Source organism: Schauerella aestuarii (genome assembly GCF_009866805.1).
Classification (GTDB): domain Bacteria; phylum Pseudomonadota; class Gammaproteobacteria; order Burkholderiales; family Burkholderiaceae_B; genus Schauerella; species Schauerella aestuarii.
Map to the genome: position 1 here is coordinate 337,482 of NZ_SIZW01000041.1, position 24,227 is coordinate 361,708.

The 24,227-nt window shown below is 64.2% G+C and carries 26 protein-coding genes; 12 read left to right on the plus strand and 14 right to left on the minus strand.

Annotated elements, in window-relative coordinates; all coding sequences use genetic code 11:
• Positions 1-81: 81 nt before the first annotated feature.
• Positions 82-867, plus strand: a complete 786-nt coding sequence (locus tag EYW45_RS12460; RefSeq protein ID WP_161135733.1) for a MetQ/NlpA family ABC transporter substrate-binding protein — start codon at positions 82-84, stop codon at positions 865-867.
• 196 nt (positions 868-1,063) lie between these two features.
• Here the strand turns inward: EYW45_RS12460 and EYW45_RS12465 are convergent, their stop codons facing one another.
• The 4 genes from EYW45_RS12465 to EYW45_RS24320 are packed head-to-tail and all read right to left on the minus strand — an operon-like array spanning position 1,064 to position 3,615.
• Positions 1,064-1,558 carry a peroxiredoxin family protein gene (locus EYW45_RS12465; RefSeq protein ID WP_161135734.1) on the minus strand — a complete coding sequence of 165 codons (495 nt, stop codon included), beginning with the start codon at positions 1,556-1,558 and terminating at the stop codon, positions 1,064-1,066.
• The gene (locus tag EYW45_RS12470; RefSeq protein WP_161135735.1) at positions 1,555-2,316 is read right to left on the minus strand and encodes a BON domain-containing protein; all 762 of its coding nucleotides are present in this window, start codon (positions 2,314-2,316) and stop codon (positions 1,555-1,557) included. The genes EYW45_RS12465 and EYW45_RS12470 overlap by 4 nt, the downstream gene beginning before the upstream one ends.
• Positions 2,313-2,906 (minus strand): phosphoheptose isomerase, encoded by a 594-nt coding sequence (locus EYW45_RS12475; RefSeq protein WP_161135736.1) that lies wholly within the window; start codon positions 2,904-2,906, stop codon positions 2,313-2,315. Before EYW45_RS12475 ends, EYW45_RS12470 begins: the two co-directional genes overlap by 4 nt.
• A gap of 43 nt (positions 2,907-2,949) precedes the next feature.
• Positions 2,950-3,615 (minus strand): YraN family protein, encoded by a 666-nt coding sequence (locus tag EYW45_RS24320; protein ID WP_328703625.1) that lies wholly within the window; start codon positions 3,613-3,615, stop codon positions 2,950-2,952.
• A gap of 74 nt (positions 3,616-3,689) precedes the next feature.
• Between EYW45_RS24320 and rsmI the strand changes: the two genes are divergently transcribed.
• Positions 3,690-4,667: a 16S rRNA (cytidine(1402)-2'-O)-methyltransferase gene (gene rsmI / locus EYW45_RS12485; protein WP_161135737.1), complete on the plus strand. Its 978-nt coding sequence runs from the start codon at positions 3,690-3,692 to the stop codon at positions 4,665-4,667.
• Between the two features lie 156 nt (positions 4,668-4,823).
• Here rsmI and EYW45_RS12490 read toward each other — a convergent pair whose 3' ends face one another.
• The gene (locus tag EYW45_RS12490; RefSeq protein ID WP_161135738.1) at positions 4,824-5,915 is read right to left on the minus strand and encodes a septal ring lytic transglycosylase RlpA family protein; all 1,092 of its coding nucleotides are present in this window, start codon (positions 5,913-5,915) and stop codon (positions 4,824-4,826) included.
• The gene (gene rapZ, locus EYW45_RS12495) at positions 5,912-6,787 is read right to left on the minus strand and encodes an RNase adapter RapZ (protein WP_161136225.1); all 876 of its coding nucleotides are present in this window, start codon (positions 6,785-6,787) and stop codon (positions 5,912-5,914) included. The genes EYW45_RS12490 and rapZ overlap by 4 nt, the downstream gene beginning before the upstream one ends.
• 387 nt (positions 6,788-7,174) lie before the next feature.
• Here rapZ and EYW45_RS12500 point away from each other — a divergent pair, with 387 nt between their 5' ends.
• Together EYW45_RS12500 and EYW45_RS12505 are read left to right on the plus strand one after the other, a co-directional pair.
• Complete coding sequence (locus EYW45_RS12500) at positions 7,175-7,813, plus strand: c-type cytochrome (RefSeq protein ID WP_235939058.1); 639 nt, start codon at positions 7,175-7,177, stop codon at positions 7,811-7,813.
• Positions 7,810-9,081 carry a cytochrome c gene (locus EYW45_RS12505; RefSeq protein WP_161135739.1) on the plus strand — a complete coding sequence of 424 codons (1,272 nt, stop codon included), beginning with the start codon at positions 7,810-7,812 and terminating at the stop codon, positions 9,079-9,081. The genes EYW45_RS12500 and EYW45_RS12505 overlap by 4 nt, the downstream gene beginning before the upstream one ends.
• A 7-nt stretch (positions 9,082-9,088) precedes the next feature.
• Here the strand turns inward: EYW45_RS12505 and hprK are convergent, their stop codons facing one another.
• From hprK to EYW45_RS12545, 8 genes are all read right to left on the minus strand, one after another.
• Complete coding sequence (gene hprK / locus EYW45_RS12510; RefSeq protein WP_161135740.1) at positions 9,089-10,015, minus strand: HPr(Ser) kinase/phosphatase; 927 nt, start codon at positions 10,013-10,015, stop codon at positions 9,089-9,091.
• A gap of 10 nt (positions 10,016-10,025) precedes the next feature.
• Positions 10,026-10,481, minus strand: a complete 456-nt coding sequence (locus tag EYW45_RS12515; RefSeq protein WP_161135741.1) for a PTS sugar transporter subunit IIA — start codon at positions 10,479-10,481, stop codon at positions 10,026-10,028.
• A 231-nt stretch (positions 10,482-10,712) separates the two neighbouring features.
• Entirely contained in the window at positions 10,713-11,042 is a 330-nt protein-coding gene (hpf, locus tag EYW45_RS12520; protein WP_161135742.1) for a ribosome hibernation-promoting factor, HPF/YfiA family, read from the minus strand.
• A gap of 200 nt (positions 11,043-11,242) precedes the next feature.
• Positions 11,243-12,037: an LPS export ABC transporter ATP-binding protein gene (lptB, locus tag EYW45_RS12525; protein WP_161135743.1), complete on the minus strand. Its 795-nt coding sequence runs from the start codon at positions 12,035-12,037 to the stop codon at positions 11,243-11,245.
• 35 nt (positions 12,038-12,072) lie between these two features.
• Positions 12,073-12,735: a lipopolysaccharide transport periplasmic protein LptA gene (gene lptA, locus EYW45_RS12530; protein WP_202444694.1), complete on the minus strand. Its 663-nt coding sequence runs from the start codon at positions 12,733-12,735 to the stop codon at positions 12,073-12,075.
• Positions 12,732-13,358, minus strand: a complete 627-nt coding sequence (lptC, locus tag EYW45_RS12535) for an LPS export ABC transporter periplasmic protein LptC (protein ID WP_161135744.1) — start codon at positions 13,356-13,358, stop codon at positions 12,732-12,734. The genes lptA and lptC overlap by 4 nt, the downstream gene beginning before the upstream one ends.
• Before the next feature lie 21 nt (positions 13,359-13,379).
• Positions 13,380-13,982, minus strand: coding sequence for a KdsC family phosphatase (locus EYW45_RS12540; protein WP_161136228.1), 603 nt, complete (start codon positions 13,980-13,982; stop codon positions 13,380-13,382).
• Between the two features lie 8 nt (positions 13,983-13,990).
• Positions 13,991-14,980, minus strand: coding sequence for a KpsF/GutQ family sugar-phosphate isomerase (locus EYW45_RS12545; protein WP_161135745.1), 990 nt, complete (start codon positions 14,978-14,980; stop codon positions 13,991-13,993).
• A gap of 127 nt (positions 14,981-15,107) precedes the next feature.
• Between EYW45_RS12545 and purT the strand changes: the two genes are divergently transcribed.
• The 8 genes from purT to EYW45_RS12585 all read left to right on the plus strand — a co-directional run bounded on the left by purT (position 15,108) and on the right by EYW45_RS12585 (position 24,149).
• Positions 15,108-16,322 carry a formate-dependent phosphoribosylglycinamide formyltransferase gene (gene purT / locus EYW45_RS12550; protein WP_161135746.1) on the plus strand — a complete coding sequence of 405 codons (1,215 nt, stop codon included), beginning with the start codon at positions 15,108-15,110 and terminating at the stop codon, positions 16,320-16,322.
• Between the two features lie 233 nt (positions 16,323-16,555).
• Entirely contained in the window at positions 16,556-17,131 is a 576-nt protein-coding gene (locus EYW45_RS12555) for a GbsR/MarR family transcriptional regulator (protein WP_161135747.1), read from the plus strand.
• The gene (locus tag EYW45_RS12560; protein ID WP_161135748.1) at positions 17,128-18,705 is read left to right on the plus strand and encodes a cytochrome ubiquinol oxidase subunit I; all 1,578 of its coding nucleotides are present in this window, start codon (positions 17,128-17,130) and stop codon (positions 18,703-18,705) included. The genes EYW45_RS12555 and EYW45_RS12560 overlap by 4 nt, the downstream gene beginning before the upstream one ends.
• A 12-nt stretch (positions 18,706-18,717) precedes the next feature.
• A complete protein-coding gene (gene cydB, locus EYW45_RS12565) occupies positions 18,718-19,872 on the plus strand; it encodes a cytochrome d ubiquinol oxidase subunit II (protein WP_161135749.1) in 1,155 nt (384 codons plus the stop codon).
• A gap of 16 nt (positions 19,873-19,888) precedes the next feature.
• A complete protein-coding gene (gene cydX, locus EYW45_RS12570; protein WP_161135750.1) occupies positions 19,889-20,029 on the plus strand; it encodes a cytochrome bd-I oxidase subunit CydX in 141 nt (46 codons plus the stop codon).
• Between the two features lie 137 nt (positions 20,030-20,166).
• Positions 20,167-21,876, plus strand: a complete 1,710-nt coding sequence (gene cydD, locus EYW45_RS12575) for a thiol reductant ABC exporter subunit CydD (protein ID WP_161136229.1) — start codon at positions 20,167-20,169, stop codon at positions 21,874-21,876.
• On the plus strand, positions 21,873-23,543 hold the full coding sequence (gene cydC, locus EYW45_RS12580) for a thiol reductant ABC exporter subunit CydC (protein WP_161135751.1): 1,671 nt from the start codon (positions 21,873-21,875) through the stop codon (positions 23,541-23,543). Before cydD ends, cydC begins: the two co-directional genes overlap by 4 nt.
• A gap of 54 nt (positions 23,544-23,597) precedes the next feature.
• Positions 23,598-24,149, plus strand: coding sequence for an adenine phosphoribosyltransferase (locus tag EYW45_RS12585; RefSeq protein ID WP_161135752.1), 552 nt, complete (start codon positions 23,598-23,600; stop codon positions 24,147-24,149).
• Positions 24,150-24,227 lie beyond the last annotated feature (78 nt).

A 24,227-nucleotide genomic window follows, 5' to 3' on the forward strand; every position in this document is an offset into this window, starting at 1 on the left:
AACAAGTGGTTTCGCACCTTGCGTTACAGTGCGTGAACCGACGCTTCGAACCTCGGCGTTTCATCATCAGGAGACATTTCAATGCGCATTTCGGCACTCACTCGGGCCTTGCTGGCCTCAACGCTCTTGTTCGCCGCAGGCGCGCAAGCCGGCACCCTGCACATCGCCGCCTCCGAGGTGCCGCATGCCCAGTTGCTCGAGTTCGTGAAGCCGCAGCTCAAGAAGGAAGGGGTCGATCTGGATATCAAGGTGTTCAGCGACTACGTTCAGCCCAATCTGCAGGTCGCCGATAAACAATTGGATGCTAATTTTTTCCAGCACCAGCCCTATCTGGACACGTTCAACAAGGATCGCGGCGCCACGCTCGTGTCGGTGGGCGCCATCCACGTCGAGCCGTTTGGCGCGTACTCCAAGAAGGTCAAGGCTGTGGGCGACCTGAAGCAAGGCGCAACCGTGGCCATCCCCAACGACCCGTCCAATAGCGGCCGGGCGCTCCTGCTCCTGCAGAAGAACGGCCTGATCAAGCTCAAGGATCCGAGCAACATCACCGCCACGCCGATCGATATCACGGATAATCCCAAGGGGCTGAAGTTCCGCGAGCTCGAGGCCGCGATGCTGCCGCGTTCGCTCGATGATGTGGATCTCGCGCTGATCAATACCAACTACGCGCTGGAAGCGGGCCTGGTGCCTACCAAAGATGCCTTGTTCATCGAGGGTTCGGATTCACCTTACGCCAATCTGATCGTCACGCGTACCGACAATCGCGATTCGCCCGACGTGAAGAAATTGGTTGAGGCGCTGCACACGCCCGAAGTGAAAGCCTTCATCGAGAAGCAGTACAAGGGCGCCATCGTGCCCGCGTTCTGATCCGACGCGGCGGAACCGCCGGCACCGATTGCTGGCTGCCGGAATGTAAAAACGCGCTGGCCTCTGGAACGAGGGCAGCGCGTTTTTCGTTGTGGGGTGTAGGGCGGGGGCGTATATCGAGGCGTGCATCAGCGATGCGCACCAGATGCCTGCGATTGTGCCCCCCGTGTGAGCACAACGACCTGCGTGGCAGCGGTCAGCCTGCGGCGAGCGCTTTCTGGACCGTGGCCTGGAATTCGCCTTTGTCGTACTCACCCAGATAGCGCTTGATGATGTGACCTTGCTTGTCGATCAGAAAGGCCGTGGGCGTGAGTTTCACGTCGCCGAAGGCGCGCGCGAGCTCGCCCTTGGCATCCACCGACACCATGAACGGCAACTTGCGCGTCTGCGCGTAATTGAGCACGTAATTGGGCGGGTCGTACTGCATCGCCACCGCAACGGTCTCGAAGCCCTTGGGCGAATAGGTGTTGTAGTTGGCAATGGTGTCGGGCATCTGCGCCACACAGGTCACGCAGCTCGTGGCCCAGAATTTGACCAGCACGACCTTGCCGCGCAGGTCTTGCATGCTCATGGTCTTGCCGTCCAGCCCGGTGAACGTGACGTCGGGCGCGGCCTGCACCGGCCGCCAGACGAACCACGAGCCGATGCCGGCGATCACCGCCACGGTCAGAACGAGGATGAGCTTTTTCATCGGATGGGCATCGCTTCCACGCCGCCTGAACCGCCGGTGGGCGCAGTGAGGTTATTGCCGGAGCCGTTCTCGATCGGCGCGGGCGTTTGCTCGGCTTTGGGCTCGGACTTGTTCTTGTCGTCGCCCGCTTCGCTGCCGGACAGTGCCACGGCCTCGTCGCGTGTGATGATCTCGAAGAGCTTGACCACCCGCTTCACGCCGCTCACGCCTGCTGCGGCATTGCCGGCGTACTGGCTTTCCTTCTCGGTAACCTTGCCCAGCAGATAGACCACATTGGCGTCGGTCGTGGTCACGATCGTGGCCGAGGGTACGAACTTGGTGTTCAAGAGGGCCGACTTCACCTTGGATGTGATCCAGGTGTCGCTCGTGCGCCCGCTGAAGTCGCGGGTGAAGCCGACGTTGAGCTGGTTGTACACCACCTTCACGTTTTGCACGCCGCGGGCGACATCGGTGGCCTTGGCCTTCACACTCTCGTTGGCGGCATCGCCCGACAGCAACAACCGGCCGTTGTAGGCCGTGGCATTGATGCGCGAGGTATCACCGAAATTCTGGCGCATCAGGCTTTGCACCTTGAACTCGATGTTTTGATCGTCGAGCTGCGTGCCTGACGACCGGCGATCGGTAATCACGACTGCCGATCCAGCGGCGGCACCACCGACGACCAGCGGAACGCACGCGGTGAGCGATGCAGCCCCGGCTGCCAACATGAGGGCGAGCGCCAGCGGGCGAACGTAGGATTTGCGGCGGATCGTCGTCATTCGGAATCTCCCAACAGCAATGCATCGATGCCGTCGCACAAGGCGTGCAACAGCAATATGTGAACTTCCTGGATACGCATCGTGCGATCGTGGGGCACGCAGAGATGGACGTCGTTTGACGTCATGAGTTCCCCCAGCACGCCGCCATCCTTGCCCGACAGCGCCACGATGTGCATGTCGCGCTCGTGCGCAGCGCCCACGGCCCGCAGCACGTTGGCCGAATTGCCGCTGGTGGAAATGCACACCAGCACGTCACCGGCTTGCCCCAGCGCATTTACCTGCCGCTCGAAGATTTCGTCAAAACCGTAGTCGTTGCCGACGGCGGTCATGATCGAGGTATCCACGTTGAGGGCGATACCGGCGAGCGGCAGGCGCTCGCGTTCGAAGCGGCCGACGAGTTCGGCAATGAAGTGTTGTGCATCGGCCGCCGAGCCGCCGTTGCCACAGGCGAGAATCTTGCCATTATTGGCGAGCGCGGCAAACATCAGATCCACCGCCTGGGCAAGCGGATCCACGAGTGCGGTGCGGCTATCTTCGAAAGCCTGGACGGCATCGGTGAAATGCGACGCCATGCGAGAGGTCATATCCATGGCGCGCATTATCTCACGCGCGCGCAGCGGCTGCGCAGCCTCGTCAACGTGTAAACGCACTGCGTAGCCAATGGACGCGATCGCCTTCGAACGCGATCACATCGAAGCGGCAGCACGGCGTGCGGCCCCGGAACGCGCGACGTGCGAGGGCGGGGAGGAACCACTGTGCCGCCCGTATCAGGCGCCGTTGCTTGGCCGTACCCACGCTGCCGGCGGCCCCGCCAAACCGGGCGGCCTGGCGTGCGCGCACTTCGATGAAGACGAGGTCGTCGCCGTCGCGGGCGACCAGATCGATTTCGCCCAACGGGCACCAGAGGTTGCGCGCCAGGCACTGCAAGCCGGCATCTTCGATCAGCCGCAGCGCAGCCGCCTCGGTTTGCATGCCGCGCTGTTGGGCGGCTGTCGGCACGGCGGGTGGCCGGCAGGTCGGCGACGTCGACAGTGAGTGCGCTGCCTGCACCCGCTGGGGTGCCGATCCCGCCGACGATTGGGGTGTGGCCGGCGCCGTGGCGCGCTTTTTGTCTGCGGCCTCGCGTCGCTTGCGCTGCCGTTGCTGCGCCTTGAGCGCTCGCGCCTGCGCCTGTTGGGCCGCGGCAAAGGCGGTGGCGTGATCGGTGGGTAACCCAGGCTCAGCGAGCGACGCAGGCGCCGTAGGCTGAGCGTCTGGCGTCGCCATTTCTGGCGGAACGGGAGGTACGGTCTGCGGCACGAGAACACGTGAGAAAGCGGGCAAAGTACCCCGGGCGTCTACACTGGCACATCTTTTACGTGACGCGCGCCGCAATGAATCAAACTCTCCCTTTGTCGCCCACCGGCGAGATCTGGCAACGCCAAGCCGAGCGCGTCGTGCAGCAGCATTGGCCGCGCGGGGCGCTTTACGTGGTGGCCACGCCCATCGGCAATCTGGGCGACATCGGATTGCGCGCATGGCATGCATTGGCGCACGCCGATGTGATTGCCGCCGAAGATACGCGCGCCACCCGCACGTTGTGCGAGGCCTGGGGCATCGGCACGCCGTTGATCGCGGCCCATCGCCACAACGAAGCCACTGCCGCCGAAGCCATTTGCGCCCGGCTCGAGGCCGGCGAGCGCGTGGCGTTGGTGTCCGATGCCGGTGCGCCTGCCGTCAGCGATCCCGGCGCCCGAGTGGTGCGTGCGGTGCGCGAGCGCGGCCTGCCTGTGATCCCGATTCCAGGCCCCAGCGCCGTGATCACCGCGCTGATGGGCAGCGGCGTCACGACCGATGAGAATCCCGCCTTCGCTTTTGCGGGCTTTGCGCCGCCCAAGTCCACGGCGCGTGTGCGGTGGCTCAAGCAATGGTCGGCCTTGCCGGCCCCGGTCGTCTTTTTCGAGTCGCCGCATCGATTGCGCGCCACCGTGGGCGATCTGCGCGAGGTATGCGGGCCGACGCGCCGGCTCACGATTGCGCGCGAGCTCACGAAGCGCTTCGAAGAGATTGCGACGGTGGCACTGGACGAGGCCATCGCGTGGCTGGATGGCGATGCTCATCGCGAGCAAGGCGAGTTCGTGCTCATTCTGCACGCCGCGCCTGTGATCGCGGCGCCAACGGACGATGAGGACTTACTTGCCACGTCCGGCACGTGGAATCGCGACACGCTGCTCGATGCGTTGTTGTCGCGCTTATCCGTGCGCGACGCCGCGCGCGTTGCGGCCGACATCACCGGGCTGTCGCGCGATGCGCTTTATCGGCAGGCGCTGGCACGCAAGGCTGCCGGCGAAACGGACGACGCTGAGGAATAGGACTGACTGGCGCTCCAGGTACATGCCGGGGCGGGCGCTGGCGCTCGCTCGAGGCCGAAACCAAGAAGACGGCAGGCGCCGGTGCGTAGGGCACTCGCCGGCATTGCGCGACGCGTTGACGTTCACAACGGGCGTCGATTCAGCGCAGGCAGACGATTACGGCAAGGCCAGGCTCGGCATGATGCCGGTGCGGGCATGTACCGTTTGTGCGGCCGACAGGGCGGCTTCGCGGCTGGCGAACGGACCGAGTTTCACCCGGTACAGGCTGTCGCCGGAAGGTTCGAGCATTGCGGGCGGCGTCTGGCCGGCCATCTCGCCGTTGACCCGGGACACCAGCGTTTGCGCATTGGCCGGCTGGCTGAAAGCCCCCAGCTGCAGAAACACGCCGCTGCCCGAAGCGGCCGAGGCAGATGCCACGGCTGCCGGGGGAGGCGTATAGGCCGGCGCGGGCGGTGGCAGGGGCGCGGGCGCCGATGATGCCCGGTCGCCCTCGAACGATGTCGTTGCCGGCCCGGGCGTGAGGTCTGCCGGCAGTGGCGGGGGCGACGAGGACGGCACATCAAGATTGCTCGTCATCGTCGGGCTGCCGGCATAGATGGGGGTGGCTGCCGGAGCGCCGGCCATCACTGGCGGGGCCGCAGGTGCCGGCGCGCTCGAGCCGCCGGCTGCCATCATGCGGATTTCATCGGGCATCAACCGTTCGACCACGACTTCACCACTACCGGGGCCGACGATACCCAGCCGATGCGCAGCCGCGTAAGACAGATCCATGATGCGATCGTCGTGAAAGGGGCCGCGATCGTTGACGCGCACGATGACCGATTTGCCGTTGATCATGCTGGTGACGCGGGCATAGCTGGGCAGCGGCAACGTGGTGTGCGCTGCCGTCATGCTGTACATGTTGTACGACTCGCCGATGGAGGTCGAGTTGCCGTGAAATTTCTTGCCGTACCAGGAGGCCAAGCCGCGACGCTTGTACGCCGAGTTGCTGGTATCGGGCACGTAGCGCTTGCCGAACACCACATAGGGCTTGTTGGCGCCGCTGGCAAAGGGCTCGATGCGCGGCACGGCATCGGGGATATTGTCGATATCGGATGGGATGTCGGTGCCCGGGCCATCGTCCTTGTAATAGCCGCCGCCGCGCTTCTTACCGCCGCCGCTCGTGCCGCAGCCCGCGATGGCCAGTGCAAGCAGAACGGTTCCCGCCAGCCCGAACCAGCGTCGGGCGTGGCCTGAACGCGCGCTCATTCCGTTTCGGCCGGCAGTTGCCGGCGATGGCGCACCAGGAGCGGTTGATGGTCGGCAAAACGCTCGGCCAGCTTCTCGACCACATACACCGAACGATGCTGGCCACCGGTGCAGCCGATGCCCACCGTGAGATAACTGCGCGTGTCCTGGATGTATTGCGGCAACCATTTGCGCATGAACGCGGCGATGTCGTCGATCATCTCGGCCACGCTGTCGAAGGTTTCGAGCCAGTCGGCCACGGGCTTGTCGCGCCCGGTGAGCGGGCGCAGGGCGCGATCGTAATGAGGATTGGGCAGGCAGCGCACGTCGAACACCAGATCCGCATCGCGCGGCACGCCGCGTTTGTATGCGAACGATTCGAAGGTGAGCACCAGCGGCGGACGATCCGTCTGGATCAGATCGCGCATCCACGCGCGCAGTTGCCCTGGCGTGAGGTCGGACGTGTCGATGACATGACCTTCCTCGCGCATGGACGCGAGCAGTTCGCGCTCCAGCGCAATGCAGTCATGCAGCGAGGCCGGCTTGTTGGCCAGACGCAGCCGATCCGTGAGGGGATGGCGGCGGCGCGATTCGGAGTAGCGCTGCAGAAGCGTATTGTCGTCTGCGTCAAGAAACACCGCGCGCAGATTGGTATTGAGCGCGCGCAGCGACGCGATCACCGCAGGAAGCTCGACGAGTTCGCCAGGCGATCGGACATCGATGGCGACGGCAACGCGGCGCATCGACGGATCGTTACGCGCATTGGCGATGAATTCGGACAAGAAGCGCACAGGCAGGTTGTCGACGCAGATATAACCCGCGTCTTCAAGCATGCGCAGGGCAACCGACTTGCCGGAGCCGGAAATACCGGTGAGTAGGACGACGCTCAACATGGGCATGATTGTGCATGATTTTTGGAAGTGCTGTCACCGCGCGTTGTCACACATTGGCCTACACTGGCCGATCGCGCATGTTTTGCGCATGTCGCGCCATCGGCGCGCAGCACGATTTGGTGGGTGAGTATGCTTCGATCGTTCCGTTGTTCTCGCTCGCGCTGGGCGATGCACACGCTGCTGCTGGCGCTCGCCTGTCAGAGCGCAGCCCTCACGCAACATGCCGCTGCGCAGTCCAACGCGTTCAGTGCGGTGAGTGCGATGAGTGACACGAATGCGGCAAACGCGTCCAGCGCGTCGGCCGCGCCGGCGATCGCACCCGTCACGGCAACGACGGCAGCGGCAGGCGATCCGGCACCGTCGTCCGGCTCGCTTCGTCCCAACACCATGGCCGCGCGCGTGGCAGCCTGTACCGCCTGTCATGGCGAGCAGGGCCGCGCCGGCGCCGACGGCTACTACCCGCGCCTGGCCGGCAAACCGCAGGATTATCTGTATCAGCAACTGCTGCATTTTCGCGATGGCGATCGCATCTATCGGCCGATGACGCATTTGCTCGCACCGCTTCCGGATGCGTACTTGTACGAGATCGCCGGCTACTTCGCCGCACAGCATGCGCCGTATCCTGCGCCCGCGCGCGGCCCGGCCTCATCCTCGCTGCTCGAGCGGGGACGGATGCTCACACAGCAGGGCGACCCGGCGCGCGATGTGCCGGCGTGTGTGGCGTGCCATGGCGCCAGGCTCAGCGGGCTGGCACCTGCGATTCCGGGGCTGTTGGGATTGCCGCGGGATTACATCGGCGCGCAGATCGGCAGTTGGCGAGGCGACCTGCGCCGCGCCGCCGAGCCCGATTGCATGGCCGAGGTGTCCAAACGGTTGACGCCTGAAGACGTCGCCGCGGTGGCGGCCTGGCTGTCGTCCTTGCCGGTGCCCGAGCCTTATGCGCCCGAGGCTGCGGCGAGTCTGACGTTGCCATTGGCCTGTGGCTCTCAAACCTTTCCCATGCCGGTCGCCGGGGGTGCGCAATGAAGCGCCTGCTGCTCGTGGGTGTGGCGGTGATCGTGCTGGCCGGCGCCGGTCTGGCGGCGATGTATACGGTCGGCATCCGCGACGACGCGGCACCGCCGGCATATTCGAAGGTGGCCAGCGACCCGCCCGAGGCGCGCATCGAGCGCGGCCGTTATCTGGCGCGTCTGGGCAACTGCGCGGCGTGTCACACGGTCGCGGGCGGCCAGCCCTACGCCGGCGGCACTGCGATTCCCACTGCGTTCGGCACGCTGTACGGACCCAACATCTCCAGCGATCCCGAGCATGGCATCGGCTCGTGGACGGAAGACGATTTCTGGCAGGCCCTGCATAACGGCAAGGCGCCGGATGGGACGTTGCTGTATCCCGCCTTTCCCTTTACCGAGTACACGCGCATGCCGCGCGATGACGTCGATGCGTTGTTTGCCTTTCTGCGCACGGTGCCGGCGTCCGATCAGGCCAGTCGGCCGCACGATCTCGCCTACCCCTACGATCAACGCGTGCTCCTGGCCTTCTGGCGGGCTCTGTATTTCAAGGCTGAGACGTGGGTGGCCGATGCCACGCAATCGTTGCCGTGGAATCGCGGCCGTTATCTGGTCGAGGGGCCGGGACACTGTGCGGCCTGTCATACGGCGCGCAACAGTCTAGGCGCGAGTGTCGCAGGCGCGCCGTTGGGCGGCGCCATGATCGACGGTCTGGGTTGGTACGCACCGCCACTCACCGGCGACACAGCCACCGGGCTTGGACAATGGTCGCGTGCGGATATCGCCGCGTTATTGACCTCCGGGGTATCGGCGCGCGGGGCGGCTTCCGGACCGATGGTGGAGGTGGTGACCGGCAGTACGCAGTATCTGACGGCGGAAGATGCCGATGCGATCGCGCAGTACTTGAAATCATTGCCGGCGAGCGCTAGGCCAAGCACCGGTGCGCGGCCATCGCAAGCCACGATGGACATCGGCGCGCAACGTTATCGGCAGTACTGCGTGCAGTGTCATCAAGCCAACGGCGAAGGCAGCGGCACCGCCTGGCCCCCGCTGGCCGGCAATCTTTCGGTGACGGCGCCGTCGCCCATCAACGCCATTCGCATGGTGCTCGATGGTGGCTATGCCGCATCGACTGCCGCCAATCCGCGTCCGCACGGCATGCCGCCCTACGGTCAGGTGCTCAATGACAACGACATCGCTGCGTTGACGACGTACATCCGCAATAGTTGGGGCAATGAAGCGAGCGCCGTGACGTCGCTGGAGGTCAAACGCGCGCGCGGCCAGTAAGGCCTTCTTACTTGCTGCCTTCCAGGATCGCCATGGCCTGGCGTTCCATGAATTCGCCCAGCGTATCGATGCCGCGCAACTTCAAGATCGTGTTGCGTACGGCCGCTTCGACCAGCACCGCCAGGTTGCGGCCTGCAGCCACTTGCAGCATGACCTTGCGAATGGGCAATCCCAGCATGTCCTGGGTAATGTCTTGCAGGGGCAAGCGTTCGAATTTGTCTTGTGCGGTAGCACGCACCAGGTGCACGATGAGCTTCAAGCGCATCTTGCGGCGTACCGAGGTCTCACCGAAGATGGTGCGGATATCGAGCAGTCCCAATCCGCGCACTTCGAGCAGATTGCGCAGCAGTTCGGGGCAGTGGCCTTCGATGTAATTCGGGGCCGTGCGCGAGAATTCGACGGCATCGTCCGCCACCAGGCCATGGCCGCGCGAAATCAATTCGAGCGCCAGTTCGCTCTTGCCGAGGCCCGACTCGCCGGTGATCAGCACGCCCAGTCCCAGCACGTCGAGAAACACACCATGCACCGTGGTGGTGGGGGCGAGCTTCTTGCCGAAATAGATGCGCAACAGATCGATCAATTGCGCCGCAGGTACCGGTGTGGACATCAGCGGCACATGGTGCTGCTCGCACTGGTCGATCAGGTCTTGCGGCGGGCTCAACCCATCGCCGAGCAGAATGGCCGGCACACCGCCGATCAGCAGCTCGTCCATGTGATGCATGCGGCGGCGCATGTCGATACGGGTGTAGTACGACAATTCGACCTGGCCGAACACCTGGATGCGCGAGGGATGAATGAGGTTCAGGTGGCCGACGAGATCGGCGGCAGCCATGCCGTCATCCGGGATCGGCCGGTCCGCAGCGTCGGCGCCGGCGATCCACGTAAACGGAATGCTTTCGGCGTTATCGCGAACGAGATCCTGAACGGTAAGCATGGCTGAGAACTCAGAGTTCGCCGGTGGTCAGCATCCGATGAACCACAGCGGGATCGGTTTCGGACACCAGGGCGTGGCGCAAGGGTTTGTTGGACATCAACTGCGCCAACTCGGCCAGGATATCCAGATGCTGTTGCGTGGCGTTTTCGGGCACCAACAGGAAGAGCAGCAGCGTGACGGGCTGACCATCCGGGGCATCGAACGACACGGGCTGCTCGAGGCGGATAAACGCGGCGAGCGCCTGGTCCAGGCCCTTGACGCGGCCATGAGGCACGGCCACACCCTGGCCCAGTGCGGTCGAGCCCAGACGTTCGCGTGCGAACAGGCTGTCGAAGACGACGGCACGGGTCAATCCGTGATGATTTTCAAAGAGAAGCCCGGCTTGCTCGAAGGCCCGCTTTTTACTGGTTGCAGCCAGATCGAGCAGGACGTTGCTGGCGGGCAGAATGCGCGACAAATGGTTCATGAACACATTATATGGGGAGTATGTCGCGGTGCAAAAAACGTTTCGGGATGAGTCGCTGCCACCCATTTGGGGGAGCACATTGGCCGACGTTGCAAGAGATAGCGAGGAGTTGTTTGCAGGGGGCTGTTGGCCGATGTCCGCGCGAGCGGCGGAGCATCGGAACCATCAGAACAAATCAAAAAGTCACACAGAACGCAAATGCGCATGCATGTCGCTCAAGCGCGATGGCCTCTAGACAACGGGGGCCACAATTTGCCGCTTGGCGGGCTCTGCCGCATGGTTCTGTACCTTGTCCTTGTGTTTGATGACCTGTCGATCGAGTTTGTCGGCAAGCAGATCGATGGCGGCATACAGATTCTCTTCCGTTGCCTCGCAATGAATGTCCTTGCCGCTAAGCCGCATGGTGACTTCTGCTTTGTGTCGCAGTGGCTCGGCCGATAGGATGACCTGGGTGTCGATGACATGGTCGAAGTGCCGTAGCACACGCGCCAATTTGTTCATGACGTACTCACGAACAGCTGGGGAGACTTCAAGGTGACGACCGCAAATACTCAGGTTCATAGGGTGCTCTCCTATCAAAGATAAAGGGTGCGCAAAACTGCGCATGACGTCGTAAGGCAAGCTCCTGTCATATCGATGAACGAGTAACTAGTGTATAGGCTTTGGCCGCTCGCACAAGCCCCCAAAACCTTCTAAATGTGGCGCGGGCCCGGCGCTCATAGCGCGCGGGCCCGCGGCGTGAAACCATTGGATTGCGAGCATCACATCTTGAAATGTTCGCCCAGGTAAACGCGCCGAACGGCGGGGTCGCCCACGATCTCGTCGGGATGCCCATCCGTAAGCACCTTGCCTTCCGAGATGATGTAGGCGCGGTCGCAGATGCCGAGCGTTTCGCGCACGTTGTGATCGGTGATCAGCACGCCGATGCCGCGGCTTTTCAGAAAGCGCACGATCCGCTGAATTTCGATCACCGCGATGGGGTCCACGCCGGCAAACGGCTCATCGAGCAGGATGAAGCGCGGCGCCGTCGCCAAGGCGCGGGCGATCTCCACGCGGCGGCGCTCGCCCCCGGAAAGCGAGATGGCCGTGTTGGAGCGAATGTGCGTGATCTGCAGCTCTTCCAGCAGCGCTTCGAGGCGCTCGTTGACCTGGGGCGTCTTGAGCGTTTTGTCGTGCTCGTCGCGTTGCAGCTCGAGCACGGCGCGAATATTCTGCTCGACCGTCAACCGCCGGAATACCGAGGCGTCCTGCGGCAGATACGATAGCCCCATGCGCGCCCGCTTGTGGATGGGCATGGAGGTGATGGGGCTGCCGTCGATCTCGATCCGGCCGGCATCGGCGGGTACGAGACCCACGATCATGTAGAAGCTCGTGGTTTTGCCAGCGCCGTTGGGGCCGAGCAGCCCCACCACTTCGCCGCTATCGACCGATAGCGACACGTCCTGAACGACCGTGCGCCCGCCGTAGGTTTTGCGAAGACCCGTCGCAACCAGACGCCCTTGTTTGACGTCGGTGCTGGACAGGGCGGTGGCTTGCGTGGAAGTTGTTTGAGTCATGCTGCAAAGGATTGGGTGACGACGGCGCGGCCGCTTCAGGGCGCCTTGGGCGCGGGAGCTTTCGATTGGCGGCAGGCCGCGATGGCAGCGTCCGACTTGGCACGCGGCTCGGCCACGGAGCGCACGCGCCCGCCGGCCGCGGAGGAATCGGGTCCGCCCATGGCTTCATAGGTGCCGGTGGATTCGATATAGCGCACGCGTTCGCCGCGGATGCTGTCGAAGGGTTTGCCGCAGGCATAGCGGGTGACGATGGCCTGTCCGATCAGGTCGAATTGCTTTTTCTTGTCGTCATACTCGGCGCGCAAGCCGGTGCCGACCACGGTTTCGAACGTTTCAGGGCGTTCCTGGCGAATCTCGACGAGCTTGCCCTTATTGGCTGTGGCCGTGCCTTGCTGGTTGCCGTCCGGCAATTCGCGCATTTCGAGCGTGTCGGACGTCAGTTTCATCAGGCCGCGCGTCATCACCACATTGCCGGTGAACGTGCTGATCTTCTTTAGGTCGTCGTACTTGAGGGTATCGGACAGAATCAGCGTGCTCGGCTCTTCGGCCGCCGGTTTGGCGCCGGAGGTGGCACCGGCAGGCTTCGCGCCGGCGGCAGGCGCCGGTTGTGCGGCGTACGCGGCGCCGGCCATCAGCGTGGCGCAGAGTGCCGCACCGGCGAGCCATGCGTGAGGACGGAGGGGGCGATTCTGGGTCATGGTTGTCGGGGCGTGGAAGGAGGGAGGGTCGTCGCGTTGCGGCGTCGCGTCTGCGCGCCATCGATCGTCACATCGCTGGAAGAAAACACCTGCAACTGGCGCGAATTGTTGTCGTAATGCATGCCGGTGCCGTTCATGACCGAACGGCCTTGCGTGACCTGCGCCGGCAATGCGGTCTCGACCACATTATCGTCCGGCAGCACGGTCAACGACTGGCTGCGCACATCGAGGGCGTCGCGCTCGGCGTCGGCCTTGCGGTGGACGTGCGCATCGCCGTTCATCACGATGCGCGAGCCGCCTTTGTCCATTGTGGCGGTTTTCGACGTGGCGACTGTGACGGGGGTGTCCGGTTGGACGCCGAACGCGCGTGGCGTCTCGATGTCGTAAGAATCGTCGTCGGGGAAATGCTGCAGATAATCGCCTTCGAGGCGATTGATCGGAATGCCGGCAGGATCGGTGCGCAACATGACGAAGTTACGCGACCACGAATCCATCTCATGGGTAAGCCGGCGCGGCGGATCCACCGCGATGGAGCGCTGTGCGTAGTCGGCCGCCCACCACGTGCCGGCGACCAGCACCAGAAGCAGCAGCAGTGCGATCAGCGTAGGAAATCTATCTCTCATGCATCCGTTCGCAATTCATGTTTATTGGATGGCGCCAGGGCCGAGCAGCCCCGGGGACGACAGGAACGCGCCCAGGCGCCCGCGGGCGGCCAGGAGCAGGTCGCAGCACTCGCGTACCGCGCCGTTGCCGCCGGGCAACGTCGAAATCCAATGGGCCGATTGCGCCACGTAGGCCGGGGCGTTGGGCACGCTGGCCGCAAACCCGGCACGTTGCAGAGCGGACAAATCGATGATGTCGTCTCCCATAAATCCTGTCTCTGATAGTGAGACGCCAATACGCTGCGCCAGTTCCGCCAGCGCCGCACCTTTGTCGCGCACGCCTTGCATGACGTCCGAAATGCCGAGCTCCGCGGCGCGGCGCGCCAGAATCGGACCCGAACGCCCGGTCACGAAGGCCACCGCAAGGCCACCTTCACGCAGGAGGCGCAAGCCATGCCCGTCGAGCACATGAAAGCGCTTGAGCGTTTCGCCGTGCTCGCCATAGTACAGGCTGCCGTCGGTCATGACGCCGTCCACATCGAACACCATCAGGCGTACTGCTGCGGCACGTTCGCGCACGGCGGGCGCCACGCGGGCCAGAACCAGCGCGTCGACGGGGTGTGTGGGGCTGGGGGTACCGGTCATCAAGGTGGTCATATCACTTTCGCTGCCATCAAATCGTGCATATGCAAGGCGCCGATCAATACGCCTTCCTGGTCGCAAACAAGCATTTGCGTAATGCGGCCATCGTCCATTTCGCGGGCGGCCGTGGCGGCCAGCGCGTCCGGGTCGATCACGCGGGGATCGCGCGTCATGACGGATTCGAGCGTCAGGCCGCGAATATCGCCCCGGCGTTCGATCAGGCGCCGCAAGTCGCCGTCGGTGAAGATGCCCTGCGGCCGCTTGCCGGGGTCGACGGCGATCGCCATGCCCATCCCTTTGGCGGACATGATTTCGAGCACGTGCGAGATCGAGGCATCCAATTGCGCAACGGGCAGGGCGTCGCCTGCGCGCATGACGTCCGAGACGTGCGTAAGCAATTGGCGCCCGAGTGCTCCGCCCGGGTGGGAGCGGGCAAAGTCTTCGCTGCCGAAACCGCGGGCTTCCAGGCAGGCCACCGCGAGGGCGTCGCCCAGCGCCAGCGCCACCGTGGTGCTCGCCGTGGGGGCGAGGTTGAGCGGACAGGCTTCCTTGGCCACGCCCACGTCCAGATGCACGTCGGCATCGCGGGCCAGGTCGGAGGCGGCATTGCCGGTCATGGCGATGACGGGCGCGCCCAGCCGCCGTGCCGCCGGCAGGATCGTCAGCAGCTCCTGGCCGGAGCCGGAGTAGGAGATCGCCAGCAGCACGTCCTGGCTCGTCAGCATGCCCAGATCGCCGTGCACGGCTTCGGCAGCATGCAGGAAGAATGCGGGGGTGCCGGTCGAGGCCAGCGTGGCGGCGATCTTGCGCGCGATATGGCCGGTTTTGCCGATGCCGCTCACGACCACGCGGCCGGGGCAGGCGAGGATGAGCTGTGCGGCGCGCACGAAGGCGTTGTCGAGCCGCGCTTGCAGCGCAACGATGGCCTCGGCTTCCACAGCCAGAGTGCGTCGCGCGGAAGCCAGCATGGCGTCAGGAGTTGCAGCGGAAAGAGCTTTCATGGCGGGATTTTAATCTCAGCTTGGCGTCAGGCGCAGGATTTGCCGCTATGCGAGGGCTATGGCATTCTGTCGGCCACCTTTTCCGGGCTGATCCAAGCCTCTCCGCCTTGTTTTCTGAAGACACCCCATGACCGCTTATCCCGCTCCCGTGTTGGGCTCGCCCCTTTCCTCCCGTGCCACCCGCGTCATGCTGCTGGGCTCCGGCGAGCTGGGTAAGGAAGTCATCATCGCGCTGCAACGGTTGGGTGTGGAGGTAATTGCCGTGGATCGTTACGCCGACGCCCCGGGCCATCAGGTGGCGCACCGCGCCCATGTGGTGTCGATGACGGACGCCGCCGCACTGCGCGCGGTGATCGCCGCTGAGCGTCCCGACGTCATCGTGCCGGAAATCGAAGCGATTGCGACCGATCTGTTGGTCGAACTCGAAGCCGCCGGCGAGGTGCGCGTCACGCCCACCGCACGCGCCGCGCAGCTCACGATGAATCGCGAAGGCATCCGCCGCCTGGCCGCCGAGACGCTCGGCTTGCCCACGTCACCTTACCGATTCGTCGACACCGAAGAGGAACTGCGCGCGGCGATTGGCGACGGCATCGGCTATCCCTGCGTCGTCAAACCGGTGATGTCGTCGTCCGGCAAAGGGCAGTCGGTGCTCAAGTCTGACGCCGATGTGGCGACTGCCTGGCAATACGCGCAGGAGGGCGGCCGGGTGGGCAAAGGCCGCGCCATTGTCGAAGGCTTTATCCGTTTCGACTACGAAATTACATTGTTGACCGTGCGCGCCCGCAATGCCGCGGGTGAAGTAGACACTTATTTCTGCGATCCCATCGGTCACGTGCAAGTCGACGGCGACTATGTGGAAAGCTGGCAACCGTGCGCCATGTCGCCTGCGGCCCTGGATCGTGCCCGCGAGGTGGCGCGTGCAGTGACCGGCGAGTTGGGCGGCCTGGGCATTTTCGGCGTCGAACTGTTTGTGGCCGGCGACGAGGTCTGGTTTTCTGAGGTCAGCCCGCGTCCGCACGACACCGGCATGGTCACGATGGCCACCCAGGCACAAAACGAATTCGAGCTGCATGCGCGCGCGTTGCTGGGATTACCCGTGGACACCGCCTTGCGCCAGCCCGGTGCCAGCAGCGTGATCTACGGCGGCGTGGACGCGCGTGGCGTGGTGTTCGAAGGGGTGGCCGATGCGTTGTCCGAGGCCGGCACCGATATTCGGCTATTCGGTAAACCCGAGTCGTTCGTCAAGCGCCGCATGGGCGTGGCGCTCGCCGTGGCGGACGACGTCGAGTCCGCACGCGCCAAGGCGAAACGCGCGTCTGCCAAGGTGCGCGTCATCGTGTGACGGCCAACCAAACGTAAGTTTTCCCTCAAGCGCGGCGATGCCGCGCTTTTTCTTGCGCAATATCAAAGCGCTGCTCCCCAGTCAGGCGTAGCTTCACGTCCGTCGTCTCAACACAACGTTGGGCGGGACCCCGTTACGTTCGCTTGCGTTGCTTTCCTGGATGTTCGATAATTTCAGTAATTACTGAAATCAATGTAACTCAACATCGCAACGCTTGCCGGACGCTCCCCACAATGCCCCTCAGCCCACAAAACGAACGGTTCATCTTGCACTTCGGCGAGATGGGCAGCCGATGGGGCGTCAATCGCACCGTTGGTCAGATTTACGCCTTGCTCTTCATTTCCGAACAGCCGCTGCATGCCGACGACATCTCGGAAACCCTTGGGTTTTCGCGCTCGAACGTAAGCATGGGTCTGAAGGAATTGCAGTCCTGGCGTCTGGTACGCATGGGGCATCAGGTGGGCGACCGGCGCGATTACTTCGAAACGCCCAAGGACGTTTGGGAGATCTTTCGCACGTTGATGGAAGAGAAACGCAAGCGCGAGATCGATCCCACGCTCACGCTGTTGCGCGAAAACCTGCTCGAGGCGCCCGCCAGTGACAAGGAAGCGTATGCGCAACAGCGCATGCGGGACATGTTGGAACTGATCGAGCTCTCGACGGGTTGGTTCGACGAAATTCAGCGCCTGCCGCCGGAAACGCTGCAGGGACTGATGAAGCTGGGATCGCGCGTACAAAAAGTATTGGGCTTCGCAGGCAAGCTCGGAGGCGCCGGCCGCAGTGCCGCGCATAACAAGGAAAAACCATGATCGACTTTGACGTCGTCAATTTGTCGCGGCTGCAGTTCGCCGCGACGGCGATGTACCACTTCATCTTCGTACCCCTCACGTTGGGGCTGTCGTTCATGCTCGCCATCATGGAGAGTGTGTACGTCATGACGGGTCGCAAGATCTGGAAAACGATGACGATGTTCTGGGGCACGCTGTTCGGCATCAACTTCGCGCTAGGCGTGGGCACCGGCATCGTGATGGAATTCCAGTTCGGCATGAACTGGTCCTACTACAGTCATTACGTGGGCGACGTCTTCGGCGCACCGTTGGCGCTGGAAGGCCTGATGGCGTTCTTCCTGGAAGCCACCTTCGTGGGCCTGTTCTTCTTCGGCTGGAATCGCCTGTCGAAGATCGGCCACCTCACCGTTACCTGGCTGGTGGCATTCGGCACCAACTTCTCGGCCCTGTGGATTCTGATTGCCAACGGCTGGATGCAAAATCCGGTGGGTGCCGTGTTCAATCCCGACACGATGCGCATGGAAATGACGGACTTTGCCGCCGTGGTGTTCAACCCCGTTGCACAAGCCAAGTTCGTGCATACCGTCAGTGCCGGCTATGTGGCGGGTGCCATGTTTGTGATGTCGGTCAGTGCCTGGTATCTGCTGCGTGGCCGTCACATCGATCTGGCCAAGCGTTCGATGGTCGTGGCCGCAAGCTTCGGCCTGGCCGGCGCGCTGTCCGTGGTCGTGCTGGGTGACGAAAGCGGTTACCTCAATACCGAACATCAGAAAATGAAGATCGCGGCGATGGAGTCGATGTGGCACACCGAGCCTGCGCCCGCCGCCTTCAACCTTTTCGCCATTCCCAATCAGGAGAAGCGCGACAACGACTTCGCGGTCGAGATTCCGTATGTGATGGGCTTGATCGGCACGCGCTCGCTGACCACACCGCTCTTGGGCATTCACGATCTGGTCGATCGTGCCGAAGATCGTATTCGCGACGGCATCACGGCCTACGCAGCATTGCAGCGCATCCGCGCCAACCCCGCCGATAGCGATGCGCGGGCCATCTTCGATAAAACCTGGCCGCACCTGGGCTACGGCTTGTTGCTCAAGCGCTACCACGAGGATATTACGCAGGCGACCGAAGCCGACATCGAAAAGGCCGCTTGGGATACGGTGCCCAGCGTGGGGCCGCTGTTCTGGGCGTTCCGCATCATGGTGGCCGTTGGGATGTACCTGATCCTGTTCTTCGGCGTGGCGTTCTGGCTGGCCTCGCGCGGCCGGCTCGAAGGGCATCCGCGTTTGCTCAAGATCGCCGTGTGGAGCTTGCCGCTGCCGTGGATCGCCATTGAAAGCGGTTGGTTTGTGGCCGAAGCCGGGCGCCAGCCCTGGGTGATCGAGGGCGTGCTGCCCACGTACTACGCCGCATCGGGCCTGTCGTTTACCGATCTCGTGATCAGCCTGAGCATCTTCCTGGTGCTCTACACGGTGCTGTTCATCATCGGTACGCGGATTCTCCTGAAGGCCATCAAGGCCGGGCCGAAGACCGACGCCGGCGCCGCCCAACCTGACGACCGCGATCCCGTGCGCGCCGCGCTCGCCGCATCCTGATCGAGAGTAACCATGGAACAACTTATCCCTTTCGAGTACGGCACCTTGCGTGTCATCTGGTGGGCCCTGATGGGCGTGCTGCTGATCGGCTTCGCCGTCATGGACGGCTTCGATCTGGGTGTGGCGGCGCTGTTGCCGGTGCTGGGCCGCAACGACGGCGAACGCCGCATTCTGCTCAACGTGGTGGGACCGGTCTGGGAAGGCAACCAGGTGTGGCTCATCACTGCGGGTGGCGCGTTGTTTGCCGCCTGGCCGTTGATCTACGCCGCATCGTTTTCGGCGTTCTATCTGGCGATGATGCTCGTGCTGGTCGCGCTGATCTTGCGTCCGGTCGGCTTCAAATATCGCAGCAAGCTGACGGATCCCACCTGGCGCCGCACCTGGGATGGCGTGCTGTGCTTCTCGGGTGTGGTGGCCGCGCTGGTCTTCGGTGTGGCGATGGGCAATCTGATCGGCGGCACGCCGATAGGCATGGATGCCAATAGTCTGCGTCCGATGTGGCACGGCAGTTTCTTCAGCCTCTTTACGCCGTTCACCCTGTTTGCAGGCGTGCTGTCGGTGGTCATGCTCGCAATGCATGGCGCGGTGTTGCTGGCGTGGCGCACGGGTGAACCGATCGCCTCGCGGGCGCGCGCCTGGGGAATGCTGTTCGCGGTGTTGACCGCGGCACTGTTTGCCCTGGGCGGCGTGTGGGTGGCGCACGGTATCGATGGTCACGTCATCACCAGCGCCGTCGATCCGCACGGGCCAGCCAATCCCATGCTCAAAACCGTCGCGGTGAGCGCGGGCGCGTGGATGAACAATTTCACGACCTATCCGGCCATGTGGCTGGGCCCGATCGCCGGCGTGGCAGGCGCGTTGCTGGCGGCGGTGCTCCTGGCAGTGCGTGCCCGGGTCACGGCGTTCCTGGCATCGGCCGTCTCGATCGGCGGTGTGATCGCCACCGTGGGCTTTGCGATGTTCCCCTTCATCATGCCGTCGTCTTTTGAGGCGCGTGCCGGCCTCACCGTATGGGATGCGTCGTCGAGCCTGATGACGTTGTGGATCATGTTGCTCGCGGTGTGTTTCTTTCTGCCCATCATCACCGTCTACACCTCCTGGGTGTATCGCGTGATGCGCGGTGAAGTCAATCAATCGACGGTGGACGACAGTCCCCACGCATACTGATCAGGAGGCATGCACCATGTGGTACTTCTCTTGGATTCTCGGCTTGAGCCTGGCCTGCGCATTCGGCATTCTGAATGCAATGTGGTTCGAGTTGCGCGAAGGGCATTCACACGATCCCTTCCGTCCCGTCGACCCGATGTCGCCGGCTGACGAGTAAGTCGTATGAGCCACGCTGCGCCTCGCATCGCTACATTGCCGGGACCGCTCGCGCCCGCCGGCAGGCGTCTGGCGCCTGCTGCCGAAACGCGCGTGCCCACCGCCGATTCGGGCGAGCGGGTGCGCGCACGGGTGCACATGCGGTGGCTGTCGGGTCATGCGCGACTTGCACGTCGGGCGTTGCTATGGGCAACGGCGCTGCCGTTGGTTGCCGGCGTCGCGTTGGTGGTGCAGGCCTGGCTGCTGGCCGCGGTGATCGATCGCGTCGTGACGCACGGTGCGCCGCTTGCCGACGAATGGCGAAGTGTGGGCACGGTCGCCGCATTGTGGGCGCTGCGCACTGGGTTGAACTGGGCGGGCGAGCGGGCGGGCACGCGCGCCGCCGAAACCATCAAGTACGACATTCGAACCTCGCTCTTCGCGCGACTGGCGGCGCTGGGGCCAGGATGGACGCGGGCCCGGCGCTCGGGCGAACTCGCCGGTGCCCTGGTCGATCAAGTCGACGCGATCGAAGGGTATTTTGCGCGCTATCTGCCATCGATGATCGCCGCCACCGTGTTGCCGATTGCGTTTTCGGTGGTGCTCATGCCCGCTGATATCGTGGCGGCGCTGGTGCTGCTGGTGACCGCGCCGCTGATCCCGGTATTCATGGCGCTGGTGGGGTGGGGCGCTGAAGCGGCCAGCCGCCGGCATCAACGTGCGATGTCGCGGTTGACCGGGTTCTTCGCCGACCGGCTGCGCGGTGCAGCCACCCTTAAATTGTTTGGCCGCGCGCAAGCTGAAAGTCAGGCCGTTGCAGCGGCCAGCCATGCGCTGCGCGAACGCACGATGACGGTGTTGCGCATTGCATTTCTGTCTTCTGCCGTGCTGGAGTTTTTCGCGGCACTGGGCGTGGCGGGCGTGGCCACCTATTTCGGATTGAGTTATCTGGGATTTCTCGACCTGCGCAGCACGCCGCTGACGTTGAGCATCGGCATGTTCTGTTTGTTCATGGCGCCTGAGGTCTATGCGCCGCTGCGGCAGTTTGCCGCGAATTATCACGACCGGGCGGCGGCACGCGCTGCCGTCGCCCAACTCGACGTCATGTTCGAGGGGCTGCCCACTCAGGATCGGGCGCAGCACGAAGGCGTGCGTCCCGCTGTGAATGCGCGCGGCGCCGCGGTGCTGGTCGAGGGGCTTCGCGTGTCGCACGCGCCTGACGCCACGCCGGTGCTGTGCGACGTCGCATGGAGCGTGGCGCCCGGCGAGCACGTCGCCTTGATGGGGGCGAGTGGCGCTGGAAAATCGACGCTGCTGGAGGTGTTGGCACGGCTGCGCACCGATGGCGACAGTGTGCGGCTCGATGACGTCGCACTGAGCAAGTGGGACGAAGGCGCATTGCGATCGCGGGTGGCCTGGATCGGTCAAAAGCCCTTTCTGCTTGCGGGCTCGATTGCCGACAATATCAGGGTGGGCGTGCCTGACGCGAGCGATGACCAGGTAAGGCATGCCGCCGACATGGCGTGTGTGACCGATTTTGCCCGGCACCTGCCCGATGGGTTGAACACCTTGCTCGATGCACGATCGCGCGGCGTGTCGGGGGGACAGGCACAACGCATCGCGCTGGCGCGGCTTTATCTTCGCGACCCCGCATTGATTCTTCTCGATGAACCCACCGCACATCTGGATGCGCAGACGGCGGCGCGGGTGATCGACAACCTATTGCAATTTGCCGAGCATCGCACGCTGGTCCTGGCCACGCATGATGCCGCCATCGCTGCGCGCATGCAGCAGACCGTTACCCTGGCGGCAGGCCGGATCGTGGCGTGCGGCGCGGCGGCCGCCGAGTGCGGCAAGAGGCACGTATGACAACAGTATGGCGCTGGTTGTTGCCCTTGTATGCCGAGCGTGCCGGGCGTCTGGCCGCTACCGTGGCCCTGGCGTTGATCGCCGTGGCCGCCGGCGTGGGCCTGCTCGGGGTGTCTGGGTGGTTTTTGACGGGGGCGGCGTTGGCGGGTGCGTTATCCACCTTCAATCTTTTCGTGCCGTCGGCGCTCGTGCGCATGCTGTCGTTCGTGCGCATCGGCGCGCGCTATTCGGAGCGGCTCGTGGGGCATGCCGCCACGCTGCACCTGCTTGCCGATCTGCGTCAACGCGTGTTCGACAATGCGTTGCAGCGCTCGCCGCGCAAACTTGCCGCTTTTCGCGGCGGCGATCTGGTCGCGCGCCTTACGGGCGACGTGGATGCGCTCGATGCCGTGTTCTTGTTCGTGGCGGTCCCTTTGGTGACCGCGCTGCTGTCGGGCGCCGTGATGACGGCCGTGCTGCATGCCTGGACCCCGGCCGCCGCGCCGATCTTTGCCGGCTTGGCGCTGGCAGTCGTGCTGGGTACTCCGATGCTGCTCGTTTCAGCATCGCGTCGTCCGGGCCGCGACGCGCAGGCCCAGGCCGGCGCATTGCGCACGGAAGTACTCGATCTGGTCGAAGGCCACGATGCCTTGTTGGGGCTGGGCGCCTTGACCGACACGCAAGCGCGATTTGCGGCGCAGTGCGCACAGGCCGCGGCGGCGCGCAAGCGCCTGGCTGGATTGGCCGTCAATGGGCACGCCCTGGCGCATCTGGTGGCGGGTGCCGCCACACTGACGGTGCTGGTCGCGGGGATCGATGCCGTACGCGACGGCACATTGAGCGGTGCCTTGATGGCTGGCCTGGTCTTCGCCACGATGGCGTATTTCGAATCGGTGGGTGCGGTGGTGCGCGGCGCGGCGCGGCTGGGCGCGGCGCGTGCCGCCGCCGAACGCATCGACGCCGTGCTGCAGGCCGGTGACGATCCGCGCGATCCCGCACAGCCGCAGGCCCTCCCGGCGCAAGGGGCCATCGTGCTCGACGGTGTCGATTACGCCTACCCGGCGCGCGGGTCGCTGCCGCCGCAGCGGGTGCTGCACCAAGTGTCGTTGCAGATCGATGCCGGCGAACGAGTGGCGTTGCGGGGCGCCAGCGGTTCCGGTAAATCGACGTTGCTCAATCTCTTGATGCGTCTGGAAGACCCCACCGCGGGCGCGGTGCGCTACGCAGGCCGCGACTTGCGTGATGCCGCTCAGGCCGAGGTGCATCGGCGTTTCGCGCTGCTCACACAGGATGCGCCGATCTTTCTGGGCACCTTGCGCACCAATCTGCTGGTGGGCAACGGCGCGGCCGGCGAAGCGGATCTATGGCGGGTGCTCGATGCGGCCCGGCTGGGTGATTTTGTGCGCACGCTGCCACAGGGCCTGGACACCTGGACCGACGAGTCGGGCGGTTCGCTCTCGGCCGGGCAGGCGCGCCGCTTGTGTCTCGCGCGTGCGCTGCTTTCGCCGGCACCTGTATTGGTGCTGGACGAGCCGACCGTGGGCCTGGACGACGTTACCGAACAGACCTTCCTCACCGATCTGGCGACGGCGGCGAGCGGTCGCACGGTCATCCTGGCCACCCATGCCGCGCTGCCGGCGGGTGCGGTGCATCGCGTGTTGCGATTGATGGACGGAAATCTGGTCTAAGCGCGGCGGCGCGGTTATAGTTGCCCCTGCTTCATTCTCCCAGGCCGCATTTTCATGCAGACCGACAACGTCGAACTGATTCGACGCACCATTCGCAGCGTGTCCGATTGGCCCAAACCCGGCGTCACGTTTCGCGACATCACCCCGGTGCTCCAGGACCCGCGCACCTTTCGCGTGCTTATCGATCTATTCGTTTATCGATATATGCGGCAACGACTCGATGTGGTGGCGGGCGTCGATGCGCGCGGCTTCATCGTCGGCAGCGTGTTGGCCTATGAACTGAACCTGGGTTTCGTTCCCGTACGCAAGAAGGGCAAGTTGCCCTCGCGCACGGTCACCGAGGATTACACGCTCGAGTACGGTAATGCGTCGGTGGAGATGCATGCCGATTCGGTGCGCACGGGCCAACGCGTGCTGCTGGTCGACGATCTGATTGCGACCGGCGGCACCATGATCGCCGCGATCAAGCTCCTGCAGCGGTTGGGCGCCAACGTGGTCGAAGCCGCGTCGATCATCGATCTGCCGGAACTCGGCGGCTCGGAAGCGATTGCGAAAACGGGTACGCCCCTGTTCTCGGTGTGCAGCTTTACCAACGACGCACCCTGATCCTGCCACGCTGGTTGCACGGCGGCGCATCACCTCGCGCCGTCATGTGACGGCCGTGCGCGCAGCATGCCTTCCAAC